Raw genomic sequence first — 22,068 nt, forward strand, 5'->3', positions numbered from 1 at the left:
GCGGTCTGGCCCCTCACCCCGGCCCTCTCCCCAAAGGGGCGAGGGTGTTCACGTTCCCTCTCCCCTTTGGGGAGAGGGTTAGGGTGAGGGGTGAAAAATTTTAGCGAATCACCTCATAAATGGCAGTCTGAATGGACTGCCATTTTTTCGAAGCGGCATCCGGCTGCGACTGCGCGCGGCGTATGGCCATGTCGAGATCGTGCTGCTGGCGTTTCACCACGGCAGGCACGGTGCAGAATGCTTTGAGATACTCTTTACGTACCGAGGTCAGAGACTCGCCGTTCGACATGGCGTGGCTGAGCGTGTTGATGAAGCGACGGCACGGCTTCTCTTCCACCATGTTCTGCCGGTAGCGTAACATCAGCTCCAGCACATCGTCATAGCCTGCCGACATCGCCTCTTCGGTCCAGGAGAGCTTCCAGTCCATACCGCCCTGCAAAAACAGCAGGGTCACGCGGGTATCGTTGCGGTTGATGGCCGAGCGGAAATTATTCTCGTCCCAGGTCACCCCCATGCGCGTGAGCGTTTCACGCGAGGAAGGCGTCTCGCGCATTTCCTGCGGAGGGGCCGCTTCAGCCGCGCTGGCGGTCGCAGGCTGCGGTTTGCTGCTGGTCACCAGCCAGAATCCCCCCGCCACGATGGCAATCACCATAACGCCAACCGCCCCCCATAGCGCACCGGAAATAAGCTGCTCGCGTTGTTCGGGGCTGCGCGGCGCGCGCTGGGTCGGCTTTTCAATGGTGTCACGGACTTCAAACAGATCCCCACCGGTGACCCGATCCATTTTCTGCGCCTTTTCCCAGAAGGTATGCAGTTCGCTGGCATCTACCGCCATAAATCCGGCCGGATTGACGCGCGTTCTCCCCTCTTCAAACGCGCGCTGAACGGGCCGCGCGATCTGCGCGTAGTAGTTATCCAACAGCTGAATTTGCGCCGAGCTTAGCGTTTTCTGAACGGTGATGCTGTTGCGGATTTGTCGAATGTCGTCGAGGAAGGTTTGCAGCGTTTTGCGCGGTTCAACCAGCAGCGTCAGCATAGACGGGTCGCTGAACAGCGAGGCGTAATAGCGGCTGAACTCTTTTTTATCCACCAGCATCTGCGCCAGCTCGCTGAACATCATGCCGCTCAGGACATCGTTGATCTCGCCAAGCTTCAGCCAGCGCCGCACGCGGTCAGCGTTAAACAGGGTCTTAAGATGGTTGTTCAGCCGCACCTGATCGGGCCAGGCCTGCTGGATGAGCCCTTTAATCATCAGCTCAATCGCGCGTACCTGCTTTTGCGCCTGCTGCTGCTGAAGTTCGCTTCCCGGTGCCAGGTCCGTGCTGTAGGTCAACAGCGGCTGCTGCAGGCGAAGATGTTCGAGCGCGGTCACAAACCGCATCGCCGCAATAAGCTGGTTTTCACTCACATCCTGTCCGCTTTCATACTGCGGAACGCGCTGCTGCAGCAGACGCAGCTGGAGCGTAAATTCCGACATCTCGGCATCATTCAGGTTGAGTTTTTTCGCAACGGCTCCCCAGCCGCCCAGAGCTAATCGCGCGCTGTCGAGTTGTTCCAGGAACCAGCGTGGATCTTTGCCCTCAGAAGCATGTACATTCAGAAGAAGCAAAATTTCCACCGACGCATGGCGAATGACCGCCAGACAGTGTTCGAACTGTTCGCGAATATGGTGTGATGTGCTGAGAGTCATTGTTTTCCTTAAGCGACAACGAAGACATCCGGAATGGGCACGAGACGGCCCTTTTTCTTTTTATTTATACGCGGTTAACCATACCTGACTTTCTGTTGAAATAAAGTGACAACCCTAAAATCATTTAAAATGTTTCAGGAGAATCTGAATGCCGGTTTTAATTACCCCTCGCCTTACCTGTTCGCCTCTGCAGGAACAAGACTGGCCCTTTTTTCTGGCGCTCCAGCAGCACCCGGACGTGATGCGCTTTGTGGCGGAAGACCGCCCCGTCGCGGCGATCCGCGAGGCGTTTGATTCGCGCCTGACGCCCTGGTCACCGGGCAGCGCGCACTGGCTTTGTCTAGTCGTACGTGACGCCGCCTCCCAGGCCCCGCTGGGCGTTACCGGGTATATTCATCGGGAGGAGGACTGTGCTGAAGTGGGCTTCCTTTTCGCACCCGAGGCGCAGGGGAAAGGTTACGGCTTTGAATCCCTGACAGCGCTTTGCGATTATGCTTTTCATCAGGGCGGTATACGTCGACTCACCGCTACCGTCACCGCGGGGAATACCGCGTCAAGACGCCTGCTGGAAAAAGCGCGCTTTCGCCTGGAAGGCGAATTACGCGAAAGCTATTACCTCGCGGGTCGCTGGCAAAATGACTGGTTATTTGGTTTATTACAGCAGGAATACCTGAATAATAATTCCTGATCAACAGCCATTTGGCGGATATTTCTCGAACGTCGTTTCCTCTACAGTGTCGCTATTAAGAGGAAACGAATATGAAAGGTCATGCGCTGAAAATATCTTCTGCCGCCATTGCGTTAATAAAAAAATATCAGGGTCTTTCTCTGGAAAAATATCGTGACGAAAACGGATTATGGGTTATCGGCTATGGTCACGTGCTCCGCGATCGGGCGCATTTTCGCGGCCCCATCACGCCTGCCGAGGCAGAAGATTTGCTGCATGACGATATTCAGCGGTGTGAGGCGCTGCTGCGGGAAAGCGTGACACGCCCATTAACCCAACAGCAGCATGATGCGCTGGTTATGATGATATTCAGCTTCGGCGAGATGCCTTCGCTCCCAAACGCGATTTTTCAGGCCGTTGCACGGGTATAGAACAGGGCAGCCTGCGTTCTGTTTTTCACCTCCAGCCGCCGGAAAAGCGCCTCAAGGTGCGCTTTTACCGTGGCCGCGCTGATGTTGAGATTGCGTCCAATCTCTTTGTTTGACTCCCCCGCCGCCAGCAATTTCAGCACGTCGCGCTGACGCTCGCTCAGGGATGATAACGCCTGCGACGACGGCTGTCTGACCCACTCTCCGGGAAAACAGACCATCCCTCTGGACACCGAATCCAGCACGGCGGAAAAGCGCTCCGGGTGGGCATTTCGGGGAATAATGGCCATGACGTTTCGCTGCCGCAACTGCTCAACCCATCTGGCCTCTTTTTTCGCCAGAACCAGAATCACGCGTATCGCCGGAAAGCGTTGCAGCATCTCTTCCAGCAAAGCGCTCCCCTCATCATCAATTAAATTCCCGTCAATCATGACGATAGCTGACGGTGAAGCGGAAACCTGCGCCCATAAATCGTCTGCCTGACAGGTCCCTGTCATATCTATTTCCGGAATTAGCGCCTGAAGACTGTGTATCGCTCCGTGAATAAAGAGTGACTGCCTGTCAAACATGATTACTCGCATCGTTTTTCTCCCTCTGAGAATAGCGAAGGGGGATTCTACAGAGGGGTGATTTAAGAAAAAACTCAACGAATGGAGACGTTACAAATCCCCCCGAGTTCTTTATATCTGCCCGTATTTAGACACATTCATGTTAAGGATTTCCTTAAGAGGTTCCTTCCCCTTACGCGCGTGCATTACAGGAACATACCGCCTGACACTTCAATACGTTGCGCATTCATCCAGCCCAGTTTATCGCTCAGCAGTGCCGCAATGGCATCGCCAATATCGTCCGGCAGCCCCACCCGTCCCAGCGCCGTCTGCGAGGCCAGCAGCTGATTCAGCTCCGCGTTGTCGCGCACGCGTCCGCCGCCAAAGTCGGTTTCAATCGCGCCCGGCGCAATGATATTGACGGCGATCCCGCGCGCGCCCAGCTCCTTCGCCTGATAGCGCGTCAGCACTTCCATCGCCCCCTTCATGGCCGCGTAGGTTCCTGAGCCTGGCTGGGTAAAACGGGCCAGCCCGCTGGAGACGTTGAGGATCCGTCCCCCGTCGTTAAGCAGCGGCAGCAGGCGCTGGGTCAGGAAGAAAGGTCCTTTGAAATGAATGTTCAGCGCCTCATCAAACTGGGCTTCCGTCGTGTCGGTATAGGGCGCATATAAACCCGTTCCGGCATTGTTCAATAAATAGTCAAAGGTTTCACGCTGCCAGACGGTCCTAAGGGTTTCCTGAAGCTGTTGGGCAAAAGTATCAAAACCCGTGATATCCCCGACGTTGAGCTGTAATGCCGCTGCGTTGACGCCTTTTTGCTGAATTTCATGCACAACATCCAGCGCTTCCTGCTGGCTACGGTTATATGTCAGGACGATTCCCGTGCCGTCTGCCGCCAGCTTTAACGCAGCGTTTTTACCCAGACCGCGGCTACCACCCGTCACTAATGCGATACGTTCACTCATCATATACCTCGTTTTGGCTGTTAAGGAGATTGAGAAAGAGCTTATTAGGTGATAGAAAATCAATAAAGATGGGTTAAAGCGCTTCACTGTTTCAGCAGCAACAACAATGAGCTTCCTCTATGGATAAAATTCACGCAATGCAGCTATTCGTCCGCGTCGCGGAACTAGAGAGTTTTTCCCGCGCGGCCGAAACATTAACCCTGCCGAAAGGCAGCGTTTCACGACAAATTCAGGCTCTGGAAAACCGGCTTGGCACCCAGCTATTGCACCGCACCACGCGCCGCGTCAGCCTGACGCAGGACGGCATGGTCTATTACGAGCGGGCAAAAGATCTGCTGGCAAACCTTGATGAACTCGACGGCATGTTTCAGCACGATCCCTCCAGCATCAGCGGCCGTCTGCGCGTAGATATGCCCGTCGGCGTTGCTCGAAATTTAGTCATCCCTAAACTGCCTGCTTTTTTACAGCAGTATCCGGGTATCGAGCTGGAGCTCAGCAGCAGCGATCGCCTGGTGGATGTGATCCGTGAAGGGTTTGATTGCGTCGTCCGCGTCGGCACGCTCAAGGATTCAGGGCTGATTGCCCGTCCGCTGGGCAAGCTGTCGGTGATTAACTGCGCCAGCCCGGATTATCTGGCGCGATTTGGCTACCCGGATACCCTGGACGATTTAGGCTCACACGCGGTGATCCACTACGCCGCGATGCTGGGAACCCGCCCGCAGGGCTTTGAGTTTTATAACGGCAGTGCGACGCAGTGGATAAAAACGGGCGGGGTGTTAACCGTTAACAGCACGGAAACTTACCAGGCCGCCTGCCTCGCCGGGCTGGGCATTATTCAGGTTCCGCGGGTTGGGGTGCGCGATTTGCTGCGCGCGAAGAAACTGATTGAGATCCTCCCGCAATACCGGGCCGAACCGATGCCTGTCTCCCTGATTTATCCCCACCGCCGCAACCTCTCCCGACGGGTCCATCTGTTCATGGAGTGGCTAACTGCACTCACAAAAGCTTACGTGGACTAGTCGCAAGCTATAATTCAAAAACATATCCAGCTCAACAAAAAGGAAAAGACGCGTGACGCCGGAAAACAATCCGCAACGACCCACCCAACATTTAGAGTATGAGCCCGTCAAAAAGATGGAAACCGGGCCTGAAGAGGCCACATCGCCAGGCGCCGCCAGTAAAGCGCTGGGGACCGTCACCGGCCTTGCCGCGAGAATTCAGCAGTTTCCCATGGTTGCGCATCTGATCCGCGCGACCGAGCGCTTTAATGACCGCATGGGAAACCAGTTTGGTGCCGCCATCACCTATTTTTCCTTCCTGTCGATGATCCCGATCCTGATGGTGTCGTTTGCGGCGGCAGGTTTTGTGCTCGCGTCGCACCCGACGCTGCTGCAGGATATCTTCAATAAGATCCTGAATAACGTCAGTGACCCGACCCTGGCCAGCACGCTCAAAAGCACCATCAATACCGCCGTTCAGCAGCGTACCACCGTCGGCATCGTCGGTTTGCTGATTGCCCTTTACTCCGGCGTTAACTGGATGGGCAACCTGCGCGAGGCCATCCGCGCCCAGTCGCGCGATGTCTGGGAGCGTAAGCCGCAGGACCAGGAGAAAATTTGGGTTAAGTATCTCCGCGATTTTGTTTCGCTGATTGGCCTGCTTGTCGCGCTCATCGTGACGCTTTCCATTACCTCCGTGGCGGGCTCGGCGCAGCAGATGATCATCTCCGCGCTTTACCTTGATTACATCGAATGGCTGAAGCCCGCCTGGCGCGGCATTGGTCTGGCCATTTCCATCTTCGCCAACTACCTGCTGTTCTTCTGGATCTTCTGGCGCTTGCCCCGCCATCGTCCGCGCAAGAAGGCGCTGATCCGCGGCACATTGATTGCGGCGATCGGCTTTGAAGTGATTAAAATCGTGATGACCTACACGCTGCCGTCACTGGTGAAATCCCCGTCTGGCGCGGCCTTTGGCTCGGTGCTGGGGCTGATGGCGTTCTTCTACTTCTTCGCGCGTTTAACCCTGTTCTGCGCGGCGTGGATTGCCACCGCCGAGTACAAAGACGACCCGCGAATGCCGGGCAAAACGCACCGATAACCCCGCTCTCGGGCTGAAATTTCAGCCCGATTCATCATTTCAGCATATAAATCCAGTCCGTAACTTTTATTTAACTGAAAACCAGTTTAATTGACTGATATTTAAAATCTGTGAAGCATTTCATAGACGTGTTTTGGCTGGCCTGAAAATTATCCGCTTTTTGTTGCTTTTATCACCAGCGCGCAGCTTTGTTACAGATTGAAATGTCGCTTTTGCTGTGCGTAATATGGCCTTTCGTTCGACAAAAATAAGAAAATATTATGCAAGCAACAGCCACCACACTCGACTCAGGAACGGAAAACGTTCCGGTAAATTCGCGCAATAAAGTTGTCGTCGCATCGCTGATTGGCACCGCCATTGAGTTCTTCGACTTTTATATTTATGCCACCGCCGCGGTCATCGTCTTCCCGCATATTTTCTTCCCGCAGGGGGATCCGACGGCGGCCACGCTGCAGTCTCTGGCGACCTTTGCCATCGCGTTTGTTGCGCGTCCGATTGGCTCTGCGCTGTTTGGACACTTTGGCGATCGCATTGGCCGCAAAGTCACCCTGGTGGCCTCGCTGCTGACGATGGGCATCTCCACCGTGGCCATCGGTCTGCTGCCGACCTATGAAACCATCGGCATTCTGGCGCCGGTCCTGTTGGCGCTGGCGCGTTTTGGTCAGGGTCTGGGCCTGGGCGGTGAATGGGGCGGCGCGGCGCTGCTGGCCACCGAGAACGCGCCGGCGCGCAAGCGCGCGCTGTATGGCTCATTCCCGCAGCTTGGCGCACCGATTGGCTTCTTCTTTGCCAACGGGACGTTCCTGCTGCTCTCCTGGCTGCTGACGGATGAACAGTTCATGAGCTGGGGCTGGCGTATTCCGTTTGTCTTCTCTGCCGTACTGGTGCTGATTGGTCTGTATGTGCGCGTCTCCCTGCACGAAACGCCGGTCTTTGCCAAAGTCGCGGCTGCGAAAAAACAGGTAAAAGTACCGCTGGGAACGCTGCTGACCAAACACGTCCGCGTGACCGTGCTGGGCACGTTTATCATGCTGGCAACCTATACGCTGTTCTACATCATGACCGTCTACTCCATGACGTACAGCACCGCCGCCGCGCCGGTGGGGCTGGGTCTGCCGCGTAACGAAGTGCTGTGGATGCTGATGATGGCGGTGATTGGCTTCGGTGTGATGGTGCCGATTGCAGGTCTGCTGGCGGATAAGTTTGGTCGCCGCTCAAGCATGATTGTGATCACCACGCTGATTATTCTGTTCGCGCTGTTCGTCTTCCCGCCGCTGCTGGGTTCCGGTAGCCCTGCGCTGGTGATGGCGTATCTGCTGATTGGCCTGAGCCTGATGGGGCTGACCTTCGGCCCGATGGGCGCGCTGCTGCCGGAGCTGTTCCCGACGGAAGTGCGTTATACGGGCGCGTCGTTCTCTTACAACGTAGCCTCAATTCTGGGCGCATCCGTTGCGCCGTATATCGCTACCTGGCTGCAGGCGAACTATGGTCTGTTCTATGTGGGCGTCTATCTGGCGGCCATGGCGGCGCTGACGCTGATTGCGCTGCTGCTGACGCATGAGACAAAGCACCAGGCTCTGTAAGCTAATGCCGGGTGGCGGCTACGCCTTACCCGGCCTACGATTCAAAGGTAGGCCGGGTAAGCGCAGCGCCACCCGGCAAAAACAGGCCGCACCCTACTTCTTCATCTGCGACAAAATATTCCGGCACTGATTCGCCTCGCCTTCTGACGGCGAAATCAAGGCCAGCAGCGCTGCGGCTGGGGTGACCAGCGTCGCAAGCGCCGCAGCCACTGCGCCGCGCGCAATAAGCGGTCCGGGCTTCACGCCCGCCTGCGGATTTTTGAAGGTCCCGCGCACGTAAAGCGGCGAGCGCAGGGTGATGATACGGATCCCCTTACTTTCCGGGTCAATCGTCAGATCAAGCTGCTCCGAGGCCATGCTCGCGGTACCGGTCACGTTAATCACCGCGTTTTCCGTGTCAAAGGCAAAAATCTGCGGGCGCGCCACGCCGTTAACCAGATCCAGATTGGCCGCCGCGCAGTTCACCCGCACCTCGTCATCACCGAAGATCTGCCCGATAACGAAATTACCCACGTTCAGCCCCAGGATCTCCATCAGGTTGCGGCTCACCAGCCCGTCGTTCATCAGCAGCTTCAGGTTGCCATTGCCGCTGCCCAACAGCGCCGCCACCGAGTTCCCCACGCCGCGAATGTCGGCATCACCGTTCATTTCACCGAGGGTTTTCTGCATCAACTCTACGTTCGGCATCAGCTCTTTCAGCTTCAATCGACGCGCCTGGATCTCCGCCCGTCCCTGCATCGGCTTCTTATCGCCTTCCAGGTGAATGTTCGAGGAGATCGTCCCCCCCGCCATGCCAAACTTCAGCGGCTGCAGGCGCAGGTCGGCGTTTTTAAGGAGGATATGGGTCGAAAGATTGCTGATCGGCAGCGTACTGCCATGCTCAATTTTTCTACCTTTGAAGCGCACATCCGCATCCATCACGTTCCATTTGTCGGTTTCGAAGCGATCGTAAGGCAGCACTTTACCCGCAGGCTGAACGTCCTTTTTGACCTCTTTCGACTTGGTTCCTTTGCCCGAATCCACGCCAATCAGCGGACCCAGATCGGCCAGACGCAGCTGACGGGACTCAACATCCCCTTCCAGTTTCGGGCGCGGTTTCCCGGTGGTGTAGGTCAGGGTGCCGTGGATATCGCTGTCGCCGATGCGGCCATTGAAATCCCGGTAGTCAAAAACGGACGATTTTTCGGTGTCGATTTTGGCAACCAGATGCCCGTCCGTTTCGAACGGCGGGGTATCCGGCAGCAGTACGCCGGTCAGTTCATACAGCTCGCCCAGCGAATCACCGGCAAATTTAAGCTGAAGGTCGACGCCACCCATATTCATCGGATCGTTGACCGTGCCCACGAACGCCACGCGGGTGTTACCGGAACGGAAGTCCGCCTGCACCGGGAACGGCGTGCCTTCGCTCCTCAGCGCCAGCATGCCGCCTATTTTCCCTTTACCGCTGAGAGGCTGATCGTTGTAGCGCCCTTTTGCCGTCAGGCCGAAGACATAGTCGCCTACGCTTGCCGCGTCGCCTTTTGCTTTCGTGCCCGTGACCTCGCTAAACGGCAGCGGTTTGCCCAGCGGATCGACCAGGATCTCCACATCCGCCTTGCTGACCTTATCGTCGATGGCGATCCGTCCGCGATCGAAAAGAATATTGTCGAGACGGAATGACCAGGAAGAAGGCTGGGCATTCGGATCTTTTTCGCTGTCGCTGGCAAGGTTAAACGTCCAGTTGTTGTTTTTTTCTGAGAGTCGGATCAGGCGCGCATCGGGCTGCTGAAGTTTGATCCACGGCAGATAGACCGTTTTGGTGAGGAGCGCCAGCGGAGCCAGCGTGGCTTCAACGCGCGGCAGGTGGATCATTGTGACGTCCGGGATATCCGGCGGGTTGCCGAGGATGATGTCGTCGGCATGGACGTGTGGCCAGGGGATCCAGCTTCGCCAGCCTGGCTCCTCTTTCTGACGCTCCCACACCACCCCTAAATCACCGCGTATGGCGAAGGGGCGGTTCAGTTCGGTTGAGACTTTCTGGTTGATGGTCGGCTTGAGACGGTTCCAGTCAAACGTCGCAATAATGATGGCGACGACCACGATCAACAACAAGAAAATCCCTGCTGTCCAGGAGATTACCCTGGTTGTTCTCGTCATTTTTATCCCCTTTCCTGATGACCTGTTCTGTAAAACTATAGTCCAGACAAAGGGAAGCGGGCTTATCAGAGGGTCGTTATAACGCTATCGAGGCGATCCATGGGTACCGGGCGAGAGAGATAATAGCCTTGCGCCGCCGCTGCGGGAGAGTTTTGCACATCACGCCACTCTTCCAGTGTTTCCACACCTTCAACAATCACGCCCTGGCAATAGCGGTTCATCAGCTGTAATAACAGCGTAAATAGATTCCGCCCTTCCTGGGTCTGACGCAGCATAATGAACAGATCGCGGGCAACTTTAATGTAGTCGTAGCGCACTTCACTCAGGGCGGAGAAGTTCGCCATGCCGGTGCCAAAGTCATCTAGCCACAGCGGGCCGTATTCGCATATCGACGCAAACGAGGAATCCTGCGGCAGGCGGACATGCTCCACCAGCTCAAAACGCATCCACGGCAGAGTGGCGATGAGCTCCTGCAATTTCGCGTTCTGGCGCAGCGCCAGCAGGGTTGGGCCATCGACGTTCACCGAGGCGAGGATATCGTGCCGTTCGAAAAAGGACTGCTTCGTCGCCAGCATGCGAAGCTGCTCTTCCAGCACGTCCAGGCGCTGGCGAACGGCAACTTCGGCAAAATAGCGATCCGGCGCGATGCGCTGAGTAGGGTTTGAGGGGTGCGTAACGACGGTCAAAATCTCAATTGCCATCAGTCGACCGTCTGTTCGGTAGATCGGCTGATAGGTGTACGCACGCTCACATTGCAGCCAGTAGCGATGCTCCTGCAAGTTCTCAATACTTGCCTCAGGCGTAGTGCTCAGCCGCTGGATAACCTGCTCTGACTTCATTTCAGATGTCCTGTTGTTGGGATAGCCTTTCTGGACTCGTCACAGGATTATCGGCGCGACAATTGAGAACTTTATGTTCAATTCACCGGGAAAATGAAATTAAGATGACAGAAATGCGCGGGAACACGCGCTGGCTCAAATAAAATAATGGAACGTTGTTTTAATATAGTTGACCGGTTAATTCACTCAGCGCACACTGCTGATAATTCTTCTGTTCAGGTTCACGACTATGTCCAAAAAAATTGCCGTGATTGGCGAATGCATGATTGAGCTGTCACAAAAAGGCGCGGAAGTCAGCCGCGGATTTGGTGGCGATACGTTAAACACGTCCGTTTATATTGCCCGTCAGGTCGCGCCTGACGCGCTTACCGTGAACTACGTTACCGCCCTGGGCACGGACAGCTTCAGCCAGCAAATGCTGGAGGCCTGGCAGAGTGAACATGTTGAAACGTCGCTGATTCAGCGCATGGAAAACCGCCTCCCGGGGCTTTATTACATCGAAACCGACAGCACCGGCGAACGCACGTTTTATTACTGGCGTAACGAAGCCGCGGCCAAATTCTGGCTGGAGAGCGACGCGGCCGCGGCCATCTGTGAAGAGCTGGCGACATTTGACTATCTCTATCTGAGCGGCATTAGCCTGGCGATTTTAAGCCCCGCCAGCCGAGAAAAGCTGCTCTCGCTGCTGCGCGAATGCCGTGCAAACGGCGGGAAAGTTATTTTCGATAACAACTACCGCCCGCGCCTGTGGGCCAGCCGCGAAGAGACGCAGCAGGTCTATCAACAGATGCTGCAGTGCACCGACATCGCCTTCCTGACGCTCGACGATGAAGACGCCCTGTGGGGTGAGAAACCGGTAGAAGACGTGATTGCACGCACCCAGGCGGCAGGCGTGAGCGAAGTGGTGATTAAGCGCGGTGCAGAGTCGTGCCTGGTCGCGGTGGCGGGTGAAGCGCTGATTGACGTTCCGGCGGTGAAGCTTGCCAAAGAGAAAGTGATTGATACCACGGCGGCAGGCGATTCATTCAGCGCGGGCTATCTGGCGGTACGTCTGACGGGGGGAACACCGGAAGCGGCGGCACAGCGTGGGCACCTGACGGCCAGCACGGTGATTCAGTATCGCGGGGCGATTATTCCGCGTGAGGCGATGCCTGTTTAGTCTCCCCCTCACCCTAACCCTCTCCCCAAAGGGGAGAGGGAACGATGAACACCCTCTCCCCTTTGGGGAGAGGGCCGGGGTGAGGGGATTACTGCCCCTGCGGAATATCCGTCGCGTCCGGATGTAAATCATCAGCCGTGGCGGCCTGCGCTGGCTGCGGCGCGGTAGCCATAATGGAATCCCAGGTCTTCTGCAGTTCCTTCATGTCATATTCCGGCTCGCCCTTCGGCTGCAGGAGGATCAACGCCATCTCCTGCGACAGCTGCTGACGGAGATCCTGATTGAGCATATCGACGGTCAAACCGTTGAGGAAGTCCTGACGAAGCTTCTGGTACTGTTCCGGCGCAATGTCGACCACCTGATTCTGCAGAGAGCGAATTCGCTGGCTGATCAGAATGTCGGTATCGGCGCGAGCGTAGGTCGCAAACAGCTTCTGCAGCTCGAGTTTTTTCTGCGCCACGAGAGCGTTGAATTCCTCTTCGGAAAGCCCCTCTTTACGCACTTTTGCCAGCTCTTTCGCGACCACACCCAGATTGGCATTCAGCTTATCGCCCGGCGATTCAACGTTGATGGCGCATTGCGCACGCTGGAACAGCACGCGGCAGTCAAAGCCAAGACCGATATTCTTCACGTTGTTCTTGCTCAGCGTCTGCTGAACGTGCCAGAACAGCGCTTCACGCGCCAGATCGGCACGCCAGTAGCGCAACATCGCCGCGGACTCGCGGATTGGCTGCCAGGCGTTATCCCACATGATGGAGAGGCGATCCTGACGCACGGCATCCGTCATAATGCTGACAGGCTCTGCACGCAGCGGAGAAAGCGTCGGAACAGGGGCTGGCGTTTCACGCTTGCCTTTCAAATCACCAAACGCTTTGTTGATCTGCTCCACCACCGCGCGGCTGTCCACGTTGCCCACCACGATCAGCGTCATCGCGTCCGGGGTGTACCACTTCTGGTAGAACGATTTTACCTGTTCGGCGTCCACCGGCTGTTTCAGCGGTTCGGCCGGATCGTGTCCCAGTAGCGTTGAGCCCTTCAGGCGGTAACGCCACCAGCCCTCTTTGGTATCCCCAGGCCAGGTCGCCACCATGTCGCTGTTGCTCAGCGCATAGTTGACGGTGTCCGGCGTTATCGCCAGGTTGCCAGAGGCATCGGAGAGATACGTAAGCGCTTCTTTAAGCAGGTCGTTACGGTTGTTTGGCAGGCTCAGGTTAAACATGGTGTAGTCATACGAGACAACAGCCGGGGGGAGCGGGCGTTTCGGATCGATGGCCTGTTGCCAAAGGGAACGCACCTGAACCGCTTGCAGGCTGCCGCTCTGCGTGAGCGCCAGCCGGGGAATAAAGTGGCTAAAACCGGTTTGCTGGGTGCTTTCAGTGAGGGAGCCGGTATTAACAGACAGACGGATTTCAATACGATCGCTGGGACGTTGCGGAGTGGCTAACACCTGCCACTGAAAACCGTTCGCTAATGTCCCTTGTTGCCAGGCCGGGTCTGGCTGGAGCGCATCTGCCTGCACATAACTGGCTGCTGCCATCATCAGCAAACCGCCGGTTAAGAGTCGAATTTTTGTGCCCTGCATGTGAACCCCTGATCAACATTCCTGGTTAAAAAAGAGTGTTTCGCGACGCGCTTCACTCTTAAAGATGACGATGAAAACACGTCGATTAGACCGCGCGTTCGGCAAAACGTCACGGTCCGAAGTGAAATATACCCAAAAAAAATCTTGTCGAATTATGACAGGTACGAACAGTTATTATGCGCAGGAGCCCGCATCCCGACAAGGGAATACGGGCATTTGTGACAAGATTAAGAGGATAAGCCAGGATTTTTGCTGTCAGTTGAGCGGTTATTCAGAGTATCGTCGAGCTTTTTGTGATCCAGCTCTTTCACCCATTTCGCCACCACCACCGTTGCCACGCCGTTACCCACCAGGTTGGTTAACGCACGCGCCTCTGACATGAAGCGGTCGATACCCAGAATCAACGCCAGACCCGCCACCGGCAGGTGACCCACCGCGGAGATGGTGGCAGCCAGCACGATAAATCCGCTGCCCGTCACGCCTGCCGCGCCTTTAGAGGAGAGCAGGAGCACCACCAGCAGGGTAATCTGATGGAAAATATCCATATGGCTGTTGGTCGCCTGAGCGATGAACACGGCAGCCATCGTCAGGTATATCGAGGTGCCGTCCAGGTTAAAGGAGTAGCCCGTCGGGATCACCAGCCCGACCACCGATTTACGGCACCCCAGCTTTTCCATCTTGTCGAGCATGCGCGGCAGCGCCGATTCTGAAGAGGAGGTCCCCAGAACAATCAGCAGCTCTTCGCGGATGTAACGGATGAATTTGAAGATGTTGAAACCTGTCGCACGGGCGATGGACCCCAGCACCACGACCACGAAAAGGATACAAGTGATATAGAAGCAGATAATCAGCTGACCCAGCTGCACCAGCGTACCGACGCCATACTTACCGATAGTAAAGGCCATCGCACCGAAAGCACCGATTGGCGCCAGGCGCATGATCATATTGATGATGCCGAAGATGACCTGCGAGAAGCTTTCGATCACATTAAAGATAAGCTGGCCTTTGCTGCCCAGACGGTGCAGGGCAAAGCCAAACAACACGGCGAACAGCAGAACCTGCAGGATGTTTCCGCTGGCGAACGCGCCAATGACGCTGCCCGGAATCACGTCCAGCAGGAAGGCCACCACGCCCTGATCCTTCGCCTGCTCGGCATACACCGCGACCGCTTTGGCATCAAGCGTCGACGGGTCTACGTTCATCCCCGCGCCAGGCTGCACCACGTTGACGATGATCAGACCAATAATCAGCGCAAGGGTACTGACCACTTCAAAATAGAGAAGCGCCACTGCACCGGTACGACCTACCGCCTTCATGCTTTCCATGCCAGCGATGCCCGTCACGACGGTACAGAAGATCACCGGAGCGATGACCATTTTGATGAGCTTAACGAACGCGTCGCCAAGCGGTTTCATTTGCGCGCCCAGTTCAGGGTAATAGTGACCCAGCAGAATACCGATGGCGATGGCTGTCAGGACCTGGAAATAAAGACTTTTGAAGAGTGAGGTTTTCATAAGGTGTCCTTGGGAAGAAAAACCACAGGTTTTGTAAGGTTATGGTTAACCTGCGGCTTTAAAATAACACCCACATAACAGGACAGAAATAAACTCAGTTCAAATTTGAAACACAAATGTTAAGAACTTTGAGCTGGCTCGCACAAGCCAGCAACAAAATTACACTTTTGCGTGGTTGTCAGCGCCAGAAAGGTATCGTTGTTCAAAGACATCCGAAGGAACAGCAGGGGCAAAAAGGAAGCCTTGTCCGCTCTCCACGCCCGCCTCGGCCAGCCAGGTGCGTTGCGCTTCAGTTTCAATCCCTTCGGCAATAAGATCGAGGTTGAGGCTGCGCGCCATCTGGATAATCGCCTGCACCATGCTGCTGTCGCCCGGCAGACCGTCGACAAACGCTTTGTCAATTTTGAGCACATCCACCGGAAGGGTTTTCATGTGCTGAAGCTGGCGCAGCCCGGCGTATCCCATGCCAAAATCGTCCAGCGCAATGCGAATCCCGGCATTACGCAGCGGCTTCAGAATTGCGACCGCCTCGTTGGGATCGTCAATGCGGCGGCTCTCAGTCACTTCCAGGGTTAACGTATCAGGCTTGATGCGGTAACGATGGGTCAGCTCCAGCATCTCTGAAACCATGGTCGGATGCATAAGCTGCAGGGCAGACAAATTGACCGACAGCGGCAGCGTCACGCCGCGTTCCTGCCAGGCCGCAAGCTGACGGCAGGACTCCTCCAGCACCCAGTAGCCGACGGTAACCATCAGGCCGCAGGACTCAATGCGCTCAATCAGCCCTTCCGGCAGCTCCCATGAACCATCTGGCTGCTGCACGCGCAGCAGCGCCTCGGCGCTTTTCACTTCTCCCGTCAGCAAATTCACCTGCGGCTGTAGCCAGAGGGCAAACTGGCGGTTATCCAGCGCGGTCAGGATGTCGCTTTCTTCCGTCAGGCGCTGCTGCGCCTTTTCCATCTGCTCCGGGTCGAAGAACTGGATCTGGTTTTTCCCTTTGCGCCGGGCGGTAAACGCCGCCGAGAACGCGCGACGATAAAGCTGTTCCGCCGTTAAATCACCATAGTACATGGCGATACCGATGCTGGCGCTCGGGCGAAGCTGGATACCCTGAATGGGCAACCGCTCATTAATGACAGTGAGTACTTGCTGACCTAATGTGATCGCATGCCAGGGCTCTTTTACGCCATTGGCAATCACCACCAGGTCGTAACCGCTGACCTGGGTCAGCACCATGCGCGGGGCAAGGACAGACTTCACTTTTTCCACCAGGGTCAGCAGCAGCATTTCTCGCTGGCTCTCCTGAAGCACGCCAGCCGTGTCCTGCAGGGTTTCACAGGCGATTACCATTAGCGCCGTGGTTTGCTGACGGGCAACGGTCTGCTCCAGCATCGCCATCAGGAAGGCTTTATTGGGAAGCTCCGACACCGGGAAGCGCGTGGCGCTGCTGTTTAGCTCATCCTGCTGACGCTGGATGCGCTGCTGGTTGAGGTTGTAGCTGCGCACCAGCATACCTATCTCATCGTCATGATGCAGACGCGGCAGCTCAAGCTGATGCCCCATCTGATCCTGCGGCGCAAGCGTATTCAGCTCGCGGGCGATGCGGCGCAGCGGATGAACAATCAGCCGGTTAATGCACCAGGTGAGCGCCACGCTGAGGATCAGCGTCATAAGTAAGCAAGTGGTCACTAACGTAACCACCCAGCTCATGACGAATTTATACATGCGGTAGGAGTCCGCCTGTAATACCAGGTAGGCCAGCGGCTGCGGGTTGGCAGGGCGTTCGAGTGAATAAACGGGCAGCGAAATTTGCACCGGCAGTTCAAACAGGCGCATCACCATCATCGGGACGGGACGCTCCGGAATAAAGCTCATCCGCAGCGCCTGAAACTGGTTGGGCAAGACGACGTCGGCGCGGCTAACGACGCCGGCAGGCTGAATGCGTTTTAAAATGGTTTCCGCTTCGGGAATATCCCCTTTCAGGATAGAGGCGGAGAGCGGGCCGCGCACCGAGCGGGCGATACTTTCTAACTGCGAAGCCGTGTTATAGCGATTCTGCTGTACGGAATGAAACAGCAAAATTACGCAGAAGAGCAGTACAAACAGCATGGTGACGGCAGAGACCATCGCCATCTGTTTGATTGTTAAGGAACGGCTGACACGCAAAATGACTCTCCACAAAACTCGAAGCGCAGGGCGCGCCAGGGTGTAAACCTGGCGCGCCTGAGTATACCCGATTGCCGCGCTATTAAGAGAGACTTACAAATGGATTAAGGAAAATCCGATTACCAGTCCGCGTACGGGATGAGCGGCTGCGGCGGTAAGTCCATATCGCCCTGCCAGCCTGCGGCAGAGTAGCGCACATAGATCAGCGCGTGGCTTGGGGTATAGTCTTTCGCTTGCTGGATATCCACGCCCATGCCCACAAACCAGTTGGACGTGACGCGGCGTTCGATAATGGCCCGCGCGGTATAACCCGTGCCTGAGCTGCTGCTGCCGGTTTCCATCGCGCCCCGGTCGGTATAGCGGTCTGGCTCATCGGTCGGGATCAGATTCTGAATCGGGTAGCGCAACTCGTCTTTGGTTTTGGAGTGAGACCAGGACACCGAGCCACCCAGCTCCCAGGACCAGTTCTCCGTGCGTTTACGCCAGGTCACCGGCAGTGCGAAGGAGACATACTCCTGCGGGCTGTAGTAGCCGCCCTGACCCAGGGTATAACCGCTCAGGTCTTTGTCGTAGTGCCAGAGCATATTGGAGACGCCGACCGTCAGGCGCTCATTGTTTTTATTAATGAGCTTGTAGTAGTAACCCGTCATCCAGCGGACGCGCCAGTTATCTTCCACATTTTTACCCGTCAGCGTTTCCGCGTTGAGGCTGGACCAGACGCCGTTCGCCTCCCCTTTGTCATAGCTCACGCTCACGCCACCACCGGTGGCACGTACACCGCCCCAGGTGGTGCCGGTGTTGGTATCTTTTTGCCCGGCAAAGGCCAGCAGAGAGCTGGAGATTGGGCGGCGATGGGCGTTAACGGTATAGCCGATGGGGCCCAGATCGCTGCTGTAGCTGATGCCGCCCACCACGTCGACGACGTCAAAGCCCATTGGCGTGGTGCCAATATCCATCGCCCAGGTTTTATTCTGCCAGCCGACGGCAACGCTTGCGCCATTGTCGGACTGATGGGTATTGCCGCTACACGGTGTTTCGTAGCAGGTCCCCCATTTAGGATCGTAAGTCCCGTTATTGTTATCAAATGAACCGGCGTCCATGTTGACCAGATCGCTTCTGAAGAACATGCGTCCGTCAGAGAGCGGAGCATCCACCTGCAGCATGGTGGTATGCGCTTTCAGGTCGGAATAGCCGCCCGTGCCGCTGGAGCCCCAGTAGTCGTGCTGCAGCGTGACGTTAACATCCTGCTGACGGTACAAGTCACCGGCATCACTGCGCACGCCGCGCTTCAGCCAGTCGTCCTTTTCATCGTTACGCGTCAGACGGGTGAAGCTGTCGTTGTCGGCCGGACGGGTCGTCGTGACGCCGGACGACACCATCGCATCTTTATAGGTTTCCAGCGCCTGCTGAGGCTGCCCGTTTTGCGCCTGGAAACGCGCGGCATCACGCAGCACCAGCGCGTTTTCCATGGAGCCGGGCTGCGATTTAGCCTGCGGAATGATTTTGTTGAAGGTCTGTTCTGCGGCAGCGGAATCGCCCAGGCCCGCCTGCGCCATCGCGATCCGGCGCTGCATGTTGAGCGACAGCGGCTGGCCGTTTTGCGCGGCGGGCAGTTTCGCCAGCTCTGCACGCGCGGCATCTTTGTTACCCTGCGCACTATAAATCTCGGTCAGGCCGAGGATCGCGTCTTCGTTCTGCGGCTCACGCTGCAGAACGCCGTTGTACGTCGTTTTCGCCGACGCCAGATCGCCACGCTGCTGCGCCCAGTCCGCCAGCGTCAGGTCGATGCGGGTGGAGGTTGGCTGCTGGCGCAGAAGGTTTTCCGCCTCCTGCTCTTTGCCGCTGTCGCGCAGACGGTTAGCGGTTTCCAGCACCTGGTTGCTTTGCAGGCGGTCGGCAAGCTCCTGAATATTGCCGTTCCACTGGCTGCGCGGCAGCGTGTCCAGATGCGCCAGCGCGGCGCGGTCCTGATCGTTGCCGGAAAGATAGAGCGCGCTGGCGTATACCTGATCCGGGTCGGACGGTTTCTGGCTGGCAAGCTGACGCATCAGGGTATCCGCCTGGCTGCGCTGACCCGCGCTGTAGAGATCGCGCGAGAGACGATAGGTGATCCACACGTCGCCCGGAGAGAGCGCCAGACGACGACGCTGAATCTCTGCCGCCTGAGCGTATTTCCCCTGATTTTCCAGCTGTTCTGCCTGAGCGGAGAGCTGCTCGTTGGTCAGGCTGCGTTCAATATCATCGATGCTCCGGCGCTGGCTGGCGGAGAGAGACTGGATAAACTGCGAAGCCTTCTCGGGGGACTGCGCGCGGTAGATATTAGCCAGGCCGCGGACCGCATTGCTGTTGCCGCTGTCCATACGCAGCGCCTGGCGATAATAACGCTCCGCCGCGTCGTTATCTTTACGCGCCGCGGCGGCATCGCCCAGCCCCAGCACGGCATAACTGTCGGTATTGTCGATACCGCGAGCCTGCTGATAGTAACGCTCCGCCTGCGCCGGGTTATTCGCCTTCAGCGCCGCATCGCCCTGCTGGATCAGTAGCCAGTAGCGGTTAACCTTGAGCAAACTGTCCCATTTACCCCGGTTATCGCTCTGGGGATCGAGGGCAATCGCCTTTTCAAACTGCGCCACCGCGCGTGCGCGGTCGCCTTTCTGGGAATAGGCCTGGCCGAGGGCGCCCACCGCTTCACTGTCGGCATGGTTGGCGCTGACGGCTTTCTGCAGCTCAGCCACCGCCTTACTTCCCTGCCCGGCATCCACCGCCGCCAGCCCTTCCGCTTTCGCACGGAACGCCGGGTCAGCGAGCTGTTTTTGCTGCGCTTCAAGCTGGGCACGCGCCGCCGCGACACTATCACCATCGCTGAATACGCTCAGGTATTTTTGCAGCGCGCTGACGCTGGCGCTGCTGGCAGGCTGGCCTTTGATTTGGTCATACCACATATCAGACGCCTGGCTACGGCCATTGGTAGATTTGGCCATCTCCTGCAACACCGCAAAGCCTTCATCACGGCGTCCGCTCTGGAATAAAAGCTGGGACAGCGTCGCCTGCAGCTGCGTATTTCCGGGGCTGCTGCTGTTTATTTTCTTGAGCTGGTTAATGGCTGCATTCCGGCGAGCGGGGTCTTTCGCCACGACGTTCCAGTATTCCGTCGCCACGTCGCCGCCCGGCGGGTTGCCGTCAAACAGCTTGTCATAGGCGGCAATCGCCTCCTGGGTGTGTCCCGTAGTGGCGAGCAGTCGCGCCTGCTGGAGCTGCTGGCGGCCATCCGGCGTGGAAAGCAGCATCGTGTTGCGAGATGACTGGTATGCACTTGAGCCCGGCGCGATCCCTTTCAGACGATCCAGCTCTTTTTGTGCGCCAGCGTTATCGCCCTGGCGCAGCAGGTAGCGAAAGCGTGCGGCAATGACGTCAGGGTTGTTTGGGTCAATCAGCTCAAGACGATAGAGCGACTGACGAACCAAATCCTCACGCTGTGTCGATTCGCCCAGCCGAACCTGCTCCAGCAGCTGTTTCTGCTGCGGTGAGTTGGCGGCCTGTGCCCACGGCATAAGCGCCAGGCCAAGCGATAAAGTGAGTAGATTTACTGTGAACTTGCGCATTCCTGGCCCCAATCCGGTATTAATTCACCTTTTGCGGTGAAGCGAAAACGATGCTGATCCCATCCTTGCCCAAAGAGAGTCAGCACGTAGCTGTAATAGGCATTGTTATCGGGAAAATGGTCCGCAACGCGCTGGCGCTGAACCGCCTGGGCATCACGTTGTTGTAAAAACGGCAGCATGGCGGCAGAGAACCCGACCGGGCCATTCCCGGTGCGTTTACCCGTCGCCACATCCACTTTCTCCGGCGGCACACCCCGTTTCATTGTCTTTGCCGCCATCGGCTGGAAGCGCGTCAGCAGCCGGGCTTTCTGAGGATCTTTATCACTCATCATGCCCACCCAGAGATAAACGCGGATGGCGTCGTAGCCGCCCACCAGCGACTTATCCTGCTGTAACCGCCAGCCTCTGTTTTTCTGATACTGCACCCAGTCCGGCGAAAAACCTTTCGGCGCGCTCTCCAGCAGCAGGCGCAAATTAGTTTCACGAAGCTGGGTCCACGGGGTGCCCAAACGCGTGAAATAGCTCGCTAACTGCGGAGGAAGATAACTGGGGTTAAAGCGCCAGACGTGTTCATCGGCAAAACCGACTTTACCGGGAAGCAGCATTGCGCCGAGCCCCGGCACTTTCACCACTTCCTCGCTGGCAATGCGTTTCAGCAGCGCCTTACCCGTGCGGGTATAGTCCGGATGTTTCCACAACCGACCCGCTTCGAGCAGTGACCAGGCGATCCAGACATCGGCGTCAGAGGCGGAGTTAGTATCAATCACCGCCCACGTCTCTTTATCTTTCTGACCCCATAGCCAGGCAGGCAGGTGGTCGTTGAGATTGCCGCTGGCAAGATTATCGCGCGTCCAGGTCAGCAGCTGGTCAAACGCGGTGCGATCGTTCGCCGCCAGGGCAAAGAACAAGGCGTAGCTTTGCCCTTCCGACGTCGTAATTTTGCGCGTGTCGCTGGGATCAACGACACGCCCGCCCTCGCTGATGTAATCCTTTTTAAACTGCTCCCAGGCAGGCCAGGTGCAGGCGGCGCGAAGAGGAAGCGCCGCCAGCATCAACGCTGCTAATGCACACCAGCGAAAGGCTTTCATCACA

The 22,068-nt window shown here is 56.9% G+C and carries 16 protein-coding genes; 6 read left to right on the forward strand and 10 right to left on the reverse strand.

Features of this window, described 5'->3' with window-relative positions; genetic code table 11:
- Nucleotides 1-100 precede the first annotated feature (100 nt).
- On the reverse strand, nucleotides 101-1,690 hold the full coding sequence (locus GVO84_RS21445) for an STY4199 family HEPN domain-containing protein (protein ID WP_159515087.1): 1,590 nt from the start codon (nucleotides 1,688-1,690) through the stop codon (nucleotides 101-103).
- Between the two features lie 148 nt (nucleotides 1,691-1,838).
- On the opposite strand from GVO84_RS21445, the gene GVO84_RS21450 reads away from it, so the two are divergent.
- Both GVO84_RS21450 and GVO84_RS21455 read left to right on the forward strand, forming a co-directional pair.
- A complete protein-coding gene (locus GVO84_RS21450) occupies nucleotides 1,839-2,378 on the forward strand; it encodes a GNAT family N-acetyltransferase (RefSeq protein ID WP_159515088.1) in 540 nt (179 codons plus the stop codon).
- Nucleotides 2,379-2,449: 71 nt separating this feature from the next.
- Nucleotides 2,450-2,788 (forward strand): lysozyme, encoded by a 339-nt coding sequence (locus GVO84_RS21455; protein WP_121426172.1) that lies wholly within the window; start codon nucleotides 2,450-2,452, stop codon nucleotides 2,786-2,788.
- Here GVO84_RS21455 and GVO84_RS21460 read toward each other — a convergent pair.
- Complete coding sequence (locus GVO84_RS21460; protein ID WP_159515089.1) at nucleotides 2,767-3,366, reverse strand: helix-turn-helix transcriptional regulator; 600 nt, start codon at nucleotides 3,364-3,366, stop codon at nucleotides 2,767-2,769. The genes GVO84_RS21455 and GVO84_RS21460 overlap by 22 nt on opposite strands.
- Nucleotides 3,367-3,539: 173 nt before the next feature.
- A complete protein-coding gene (locus GVO84_RS21465; RefSeq protein WP_121426174.1) occupies nucleotides 3,540-4,298 on the reverse strand; it encodes an SDR family NAD(P)-dependent oxidoreductase in 759 nt (252 codons plus the stop codon).
- 119 nt (nucleotides 4,299-4,417) lie between these two features.
- Here GVO84_RS21465 and GVO84_RS21470 point away from each other — a divergent pair, with 119 nt between their 5' ends.
- From GVO84_RS21470 to GVO84_RS21480, 3 genes are all read left to right on the forward strand, one after another.
- Nucleotides 4,418-5,317: a LysR family transcriptional regulator gene (locus tag GVO84_RS21470; protein WP_159515090.1), complete on the forward strand. Its 900-nt coding sequence runs from the start codon at nucleotides 4,418-4,420 to the stop codon at nucleotides 5,315-5,317.
- Nucleotides 5,318-5,369: 52 nt separating this feature from the next.
- On the forward strand, nucleotides 5,370-6,395 hold the full coding sequence (gene yhjD, locus GVO84_RS21475; protein WP_159515091.1) for an inner membrane protein YhjD: 1,026 nt from the start codon (nucleotides 5,370-5,372) through the stop codon (nucleotides 6,393-6,395).
- 260 nt (nucleotides 6,396-6,655) lie between these two features.
- Entirely contained in the window at nucleotides 6,656-7,978 is a 1,323-nt protein-coding gene (locus GVO84_RS21480; RefSeq protein ID WP_023333763.1) for an MFS transporter, read from the forward strand.
- Nucleotides 7,979-8,071: 93 nt separating this feature from the next.
- Here the strand turns inward: GVO84_RS21480 and GVO84_RS21485 are convergent, their stop codons facing one another.
- Nucleotides 8,072-10,114, reverse strand: coding sequence for an AsmA family protein (locus GVO84_RS21485; protein WP_159515092.1), 2,043 nt, complete (start codon nucleotides 10,112-10,114; stop codon nucleotides 8,072-8,074).
- 65 nt (nucleotides 10,115-10,179) lie between these two features.
- Nucleotides 10,180-10,953, reverse strand: coding sequence for a cyclic-guanylate-specific phosphodiesterase (gene pdeH / locus GVO84_RS21490; protein WP_121426179.1), 774 nt, complete (start codon nucleotides 10,951-10,953; stop codon nucleotides 10,180-10,182).
- 229 nt (nucleotides 10,954-11,182) lie between these two features.
- Between pdeH and GVO84_RS21495 the strand changes: the two genes are divergently transcribed.
- Nucleotides 11,183-12,112, forward strand: a complete 930-nt coding sequence (locus GVO84_RS21495; RefSeq protein ID WP_159515093.1) for a sugar kinase — start codon at nucleotides 11,183-11,185, stop codon at nucleotides 12,110-12,112.
- An 88-nt stretch (nucleotides 12,113-12,200) separates the two neighbouring features.
- Here GVO84_RS21495 and GVO84_RS21500 read toward each other — a convergent pair whose 3' ends face one another.
- The 5 genes from GVO84_RS21500 to bcsZ all read right to left on the reverse strand — a co-directional run bounded on the left by GVO84_RS21500 (nucleotide 12,201) and on the right by bcsZ (nucleotide 22,064).
- Nucleotides 12,201-13,694, reverse strand: coding sequence for a M16 family metallopeptidase (locus tag GVO84_RS21500; RefSeq protein WP_121426181.1), 1,494 nt, complete (start codon nucleotides 13,692-13,694; stop codon nucleotides 12,201-12,203).
- Between the two features lie 227 nt (nucleotides 13,695-13,921).
- Nucleotides 13,922-15,208: a dicarboxylate/amino acid:cation symporter gene (locus tag GVO84_RS21505; protein WP_023333768.1), complete on the reverse strand. Its 1,287-nt coding sequence runs from the start codon at nucleotides 15,206-15,208 to the stop codon at nucleotides 13,922-13,924.
- Nucleotides 15,209-15,367: 159 nt separating this feature from the next.
- Nucleotides 15,368-17,374: a biofilm formation regulator HmsP gene (gene hmsP / locus GVO84_RS21510; protein WP_159515094.1), complete on the reverse strand. Its 2,007-nt coding sequence runs from the start codon at nucleotides 17,372-17,374 to the stop codon at nucleotides 15,368-15,370.
- 119 nt (nucleotides 17,375-17,493) lie between these two features.
- A complete protein-coding gene (bcsC, locus tag GVO84_RS21515; RefSeq protein ID WP_159515095.1) occupies nucleotides 17,494-20,976 on the reverse strand; it encodes a cellulose synthase complex outer membrane protein BcsC in 3,483 nt (1,160 codons plus the stop codon).
- On the reverse strand, nucleotides 20,958-22,064 hold the full coding sequence (gene bcsZ / locus GVO84_RS21520; RefSeq protein WP_159515681.1) for a cellulose synthase complex periplasmic endoglucanase BcsZ: 1,107 nt from the start codon (nucleotides 22,062-22,064) through the stop codon (nucleotides 20,958-20,960). The genes bcsC and bcsZ overlap by 19 nt, the downstream gene beginning before the upstream one ends.
- Nucleotides 22,065-22,068 lie beyond the last annotated feature (4 nt).

Source organism: Enterobacter sp. SM3, assembly GCF_009811935.2.
Lineage (GTDB): Bacteria > Pseudomonadota > Gammaproteobacteria > Enterobacterales > Enterobacteriaceae > Enterobacter > Enterobacter asburiae_D.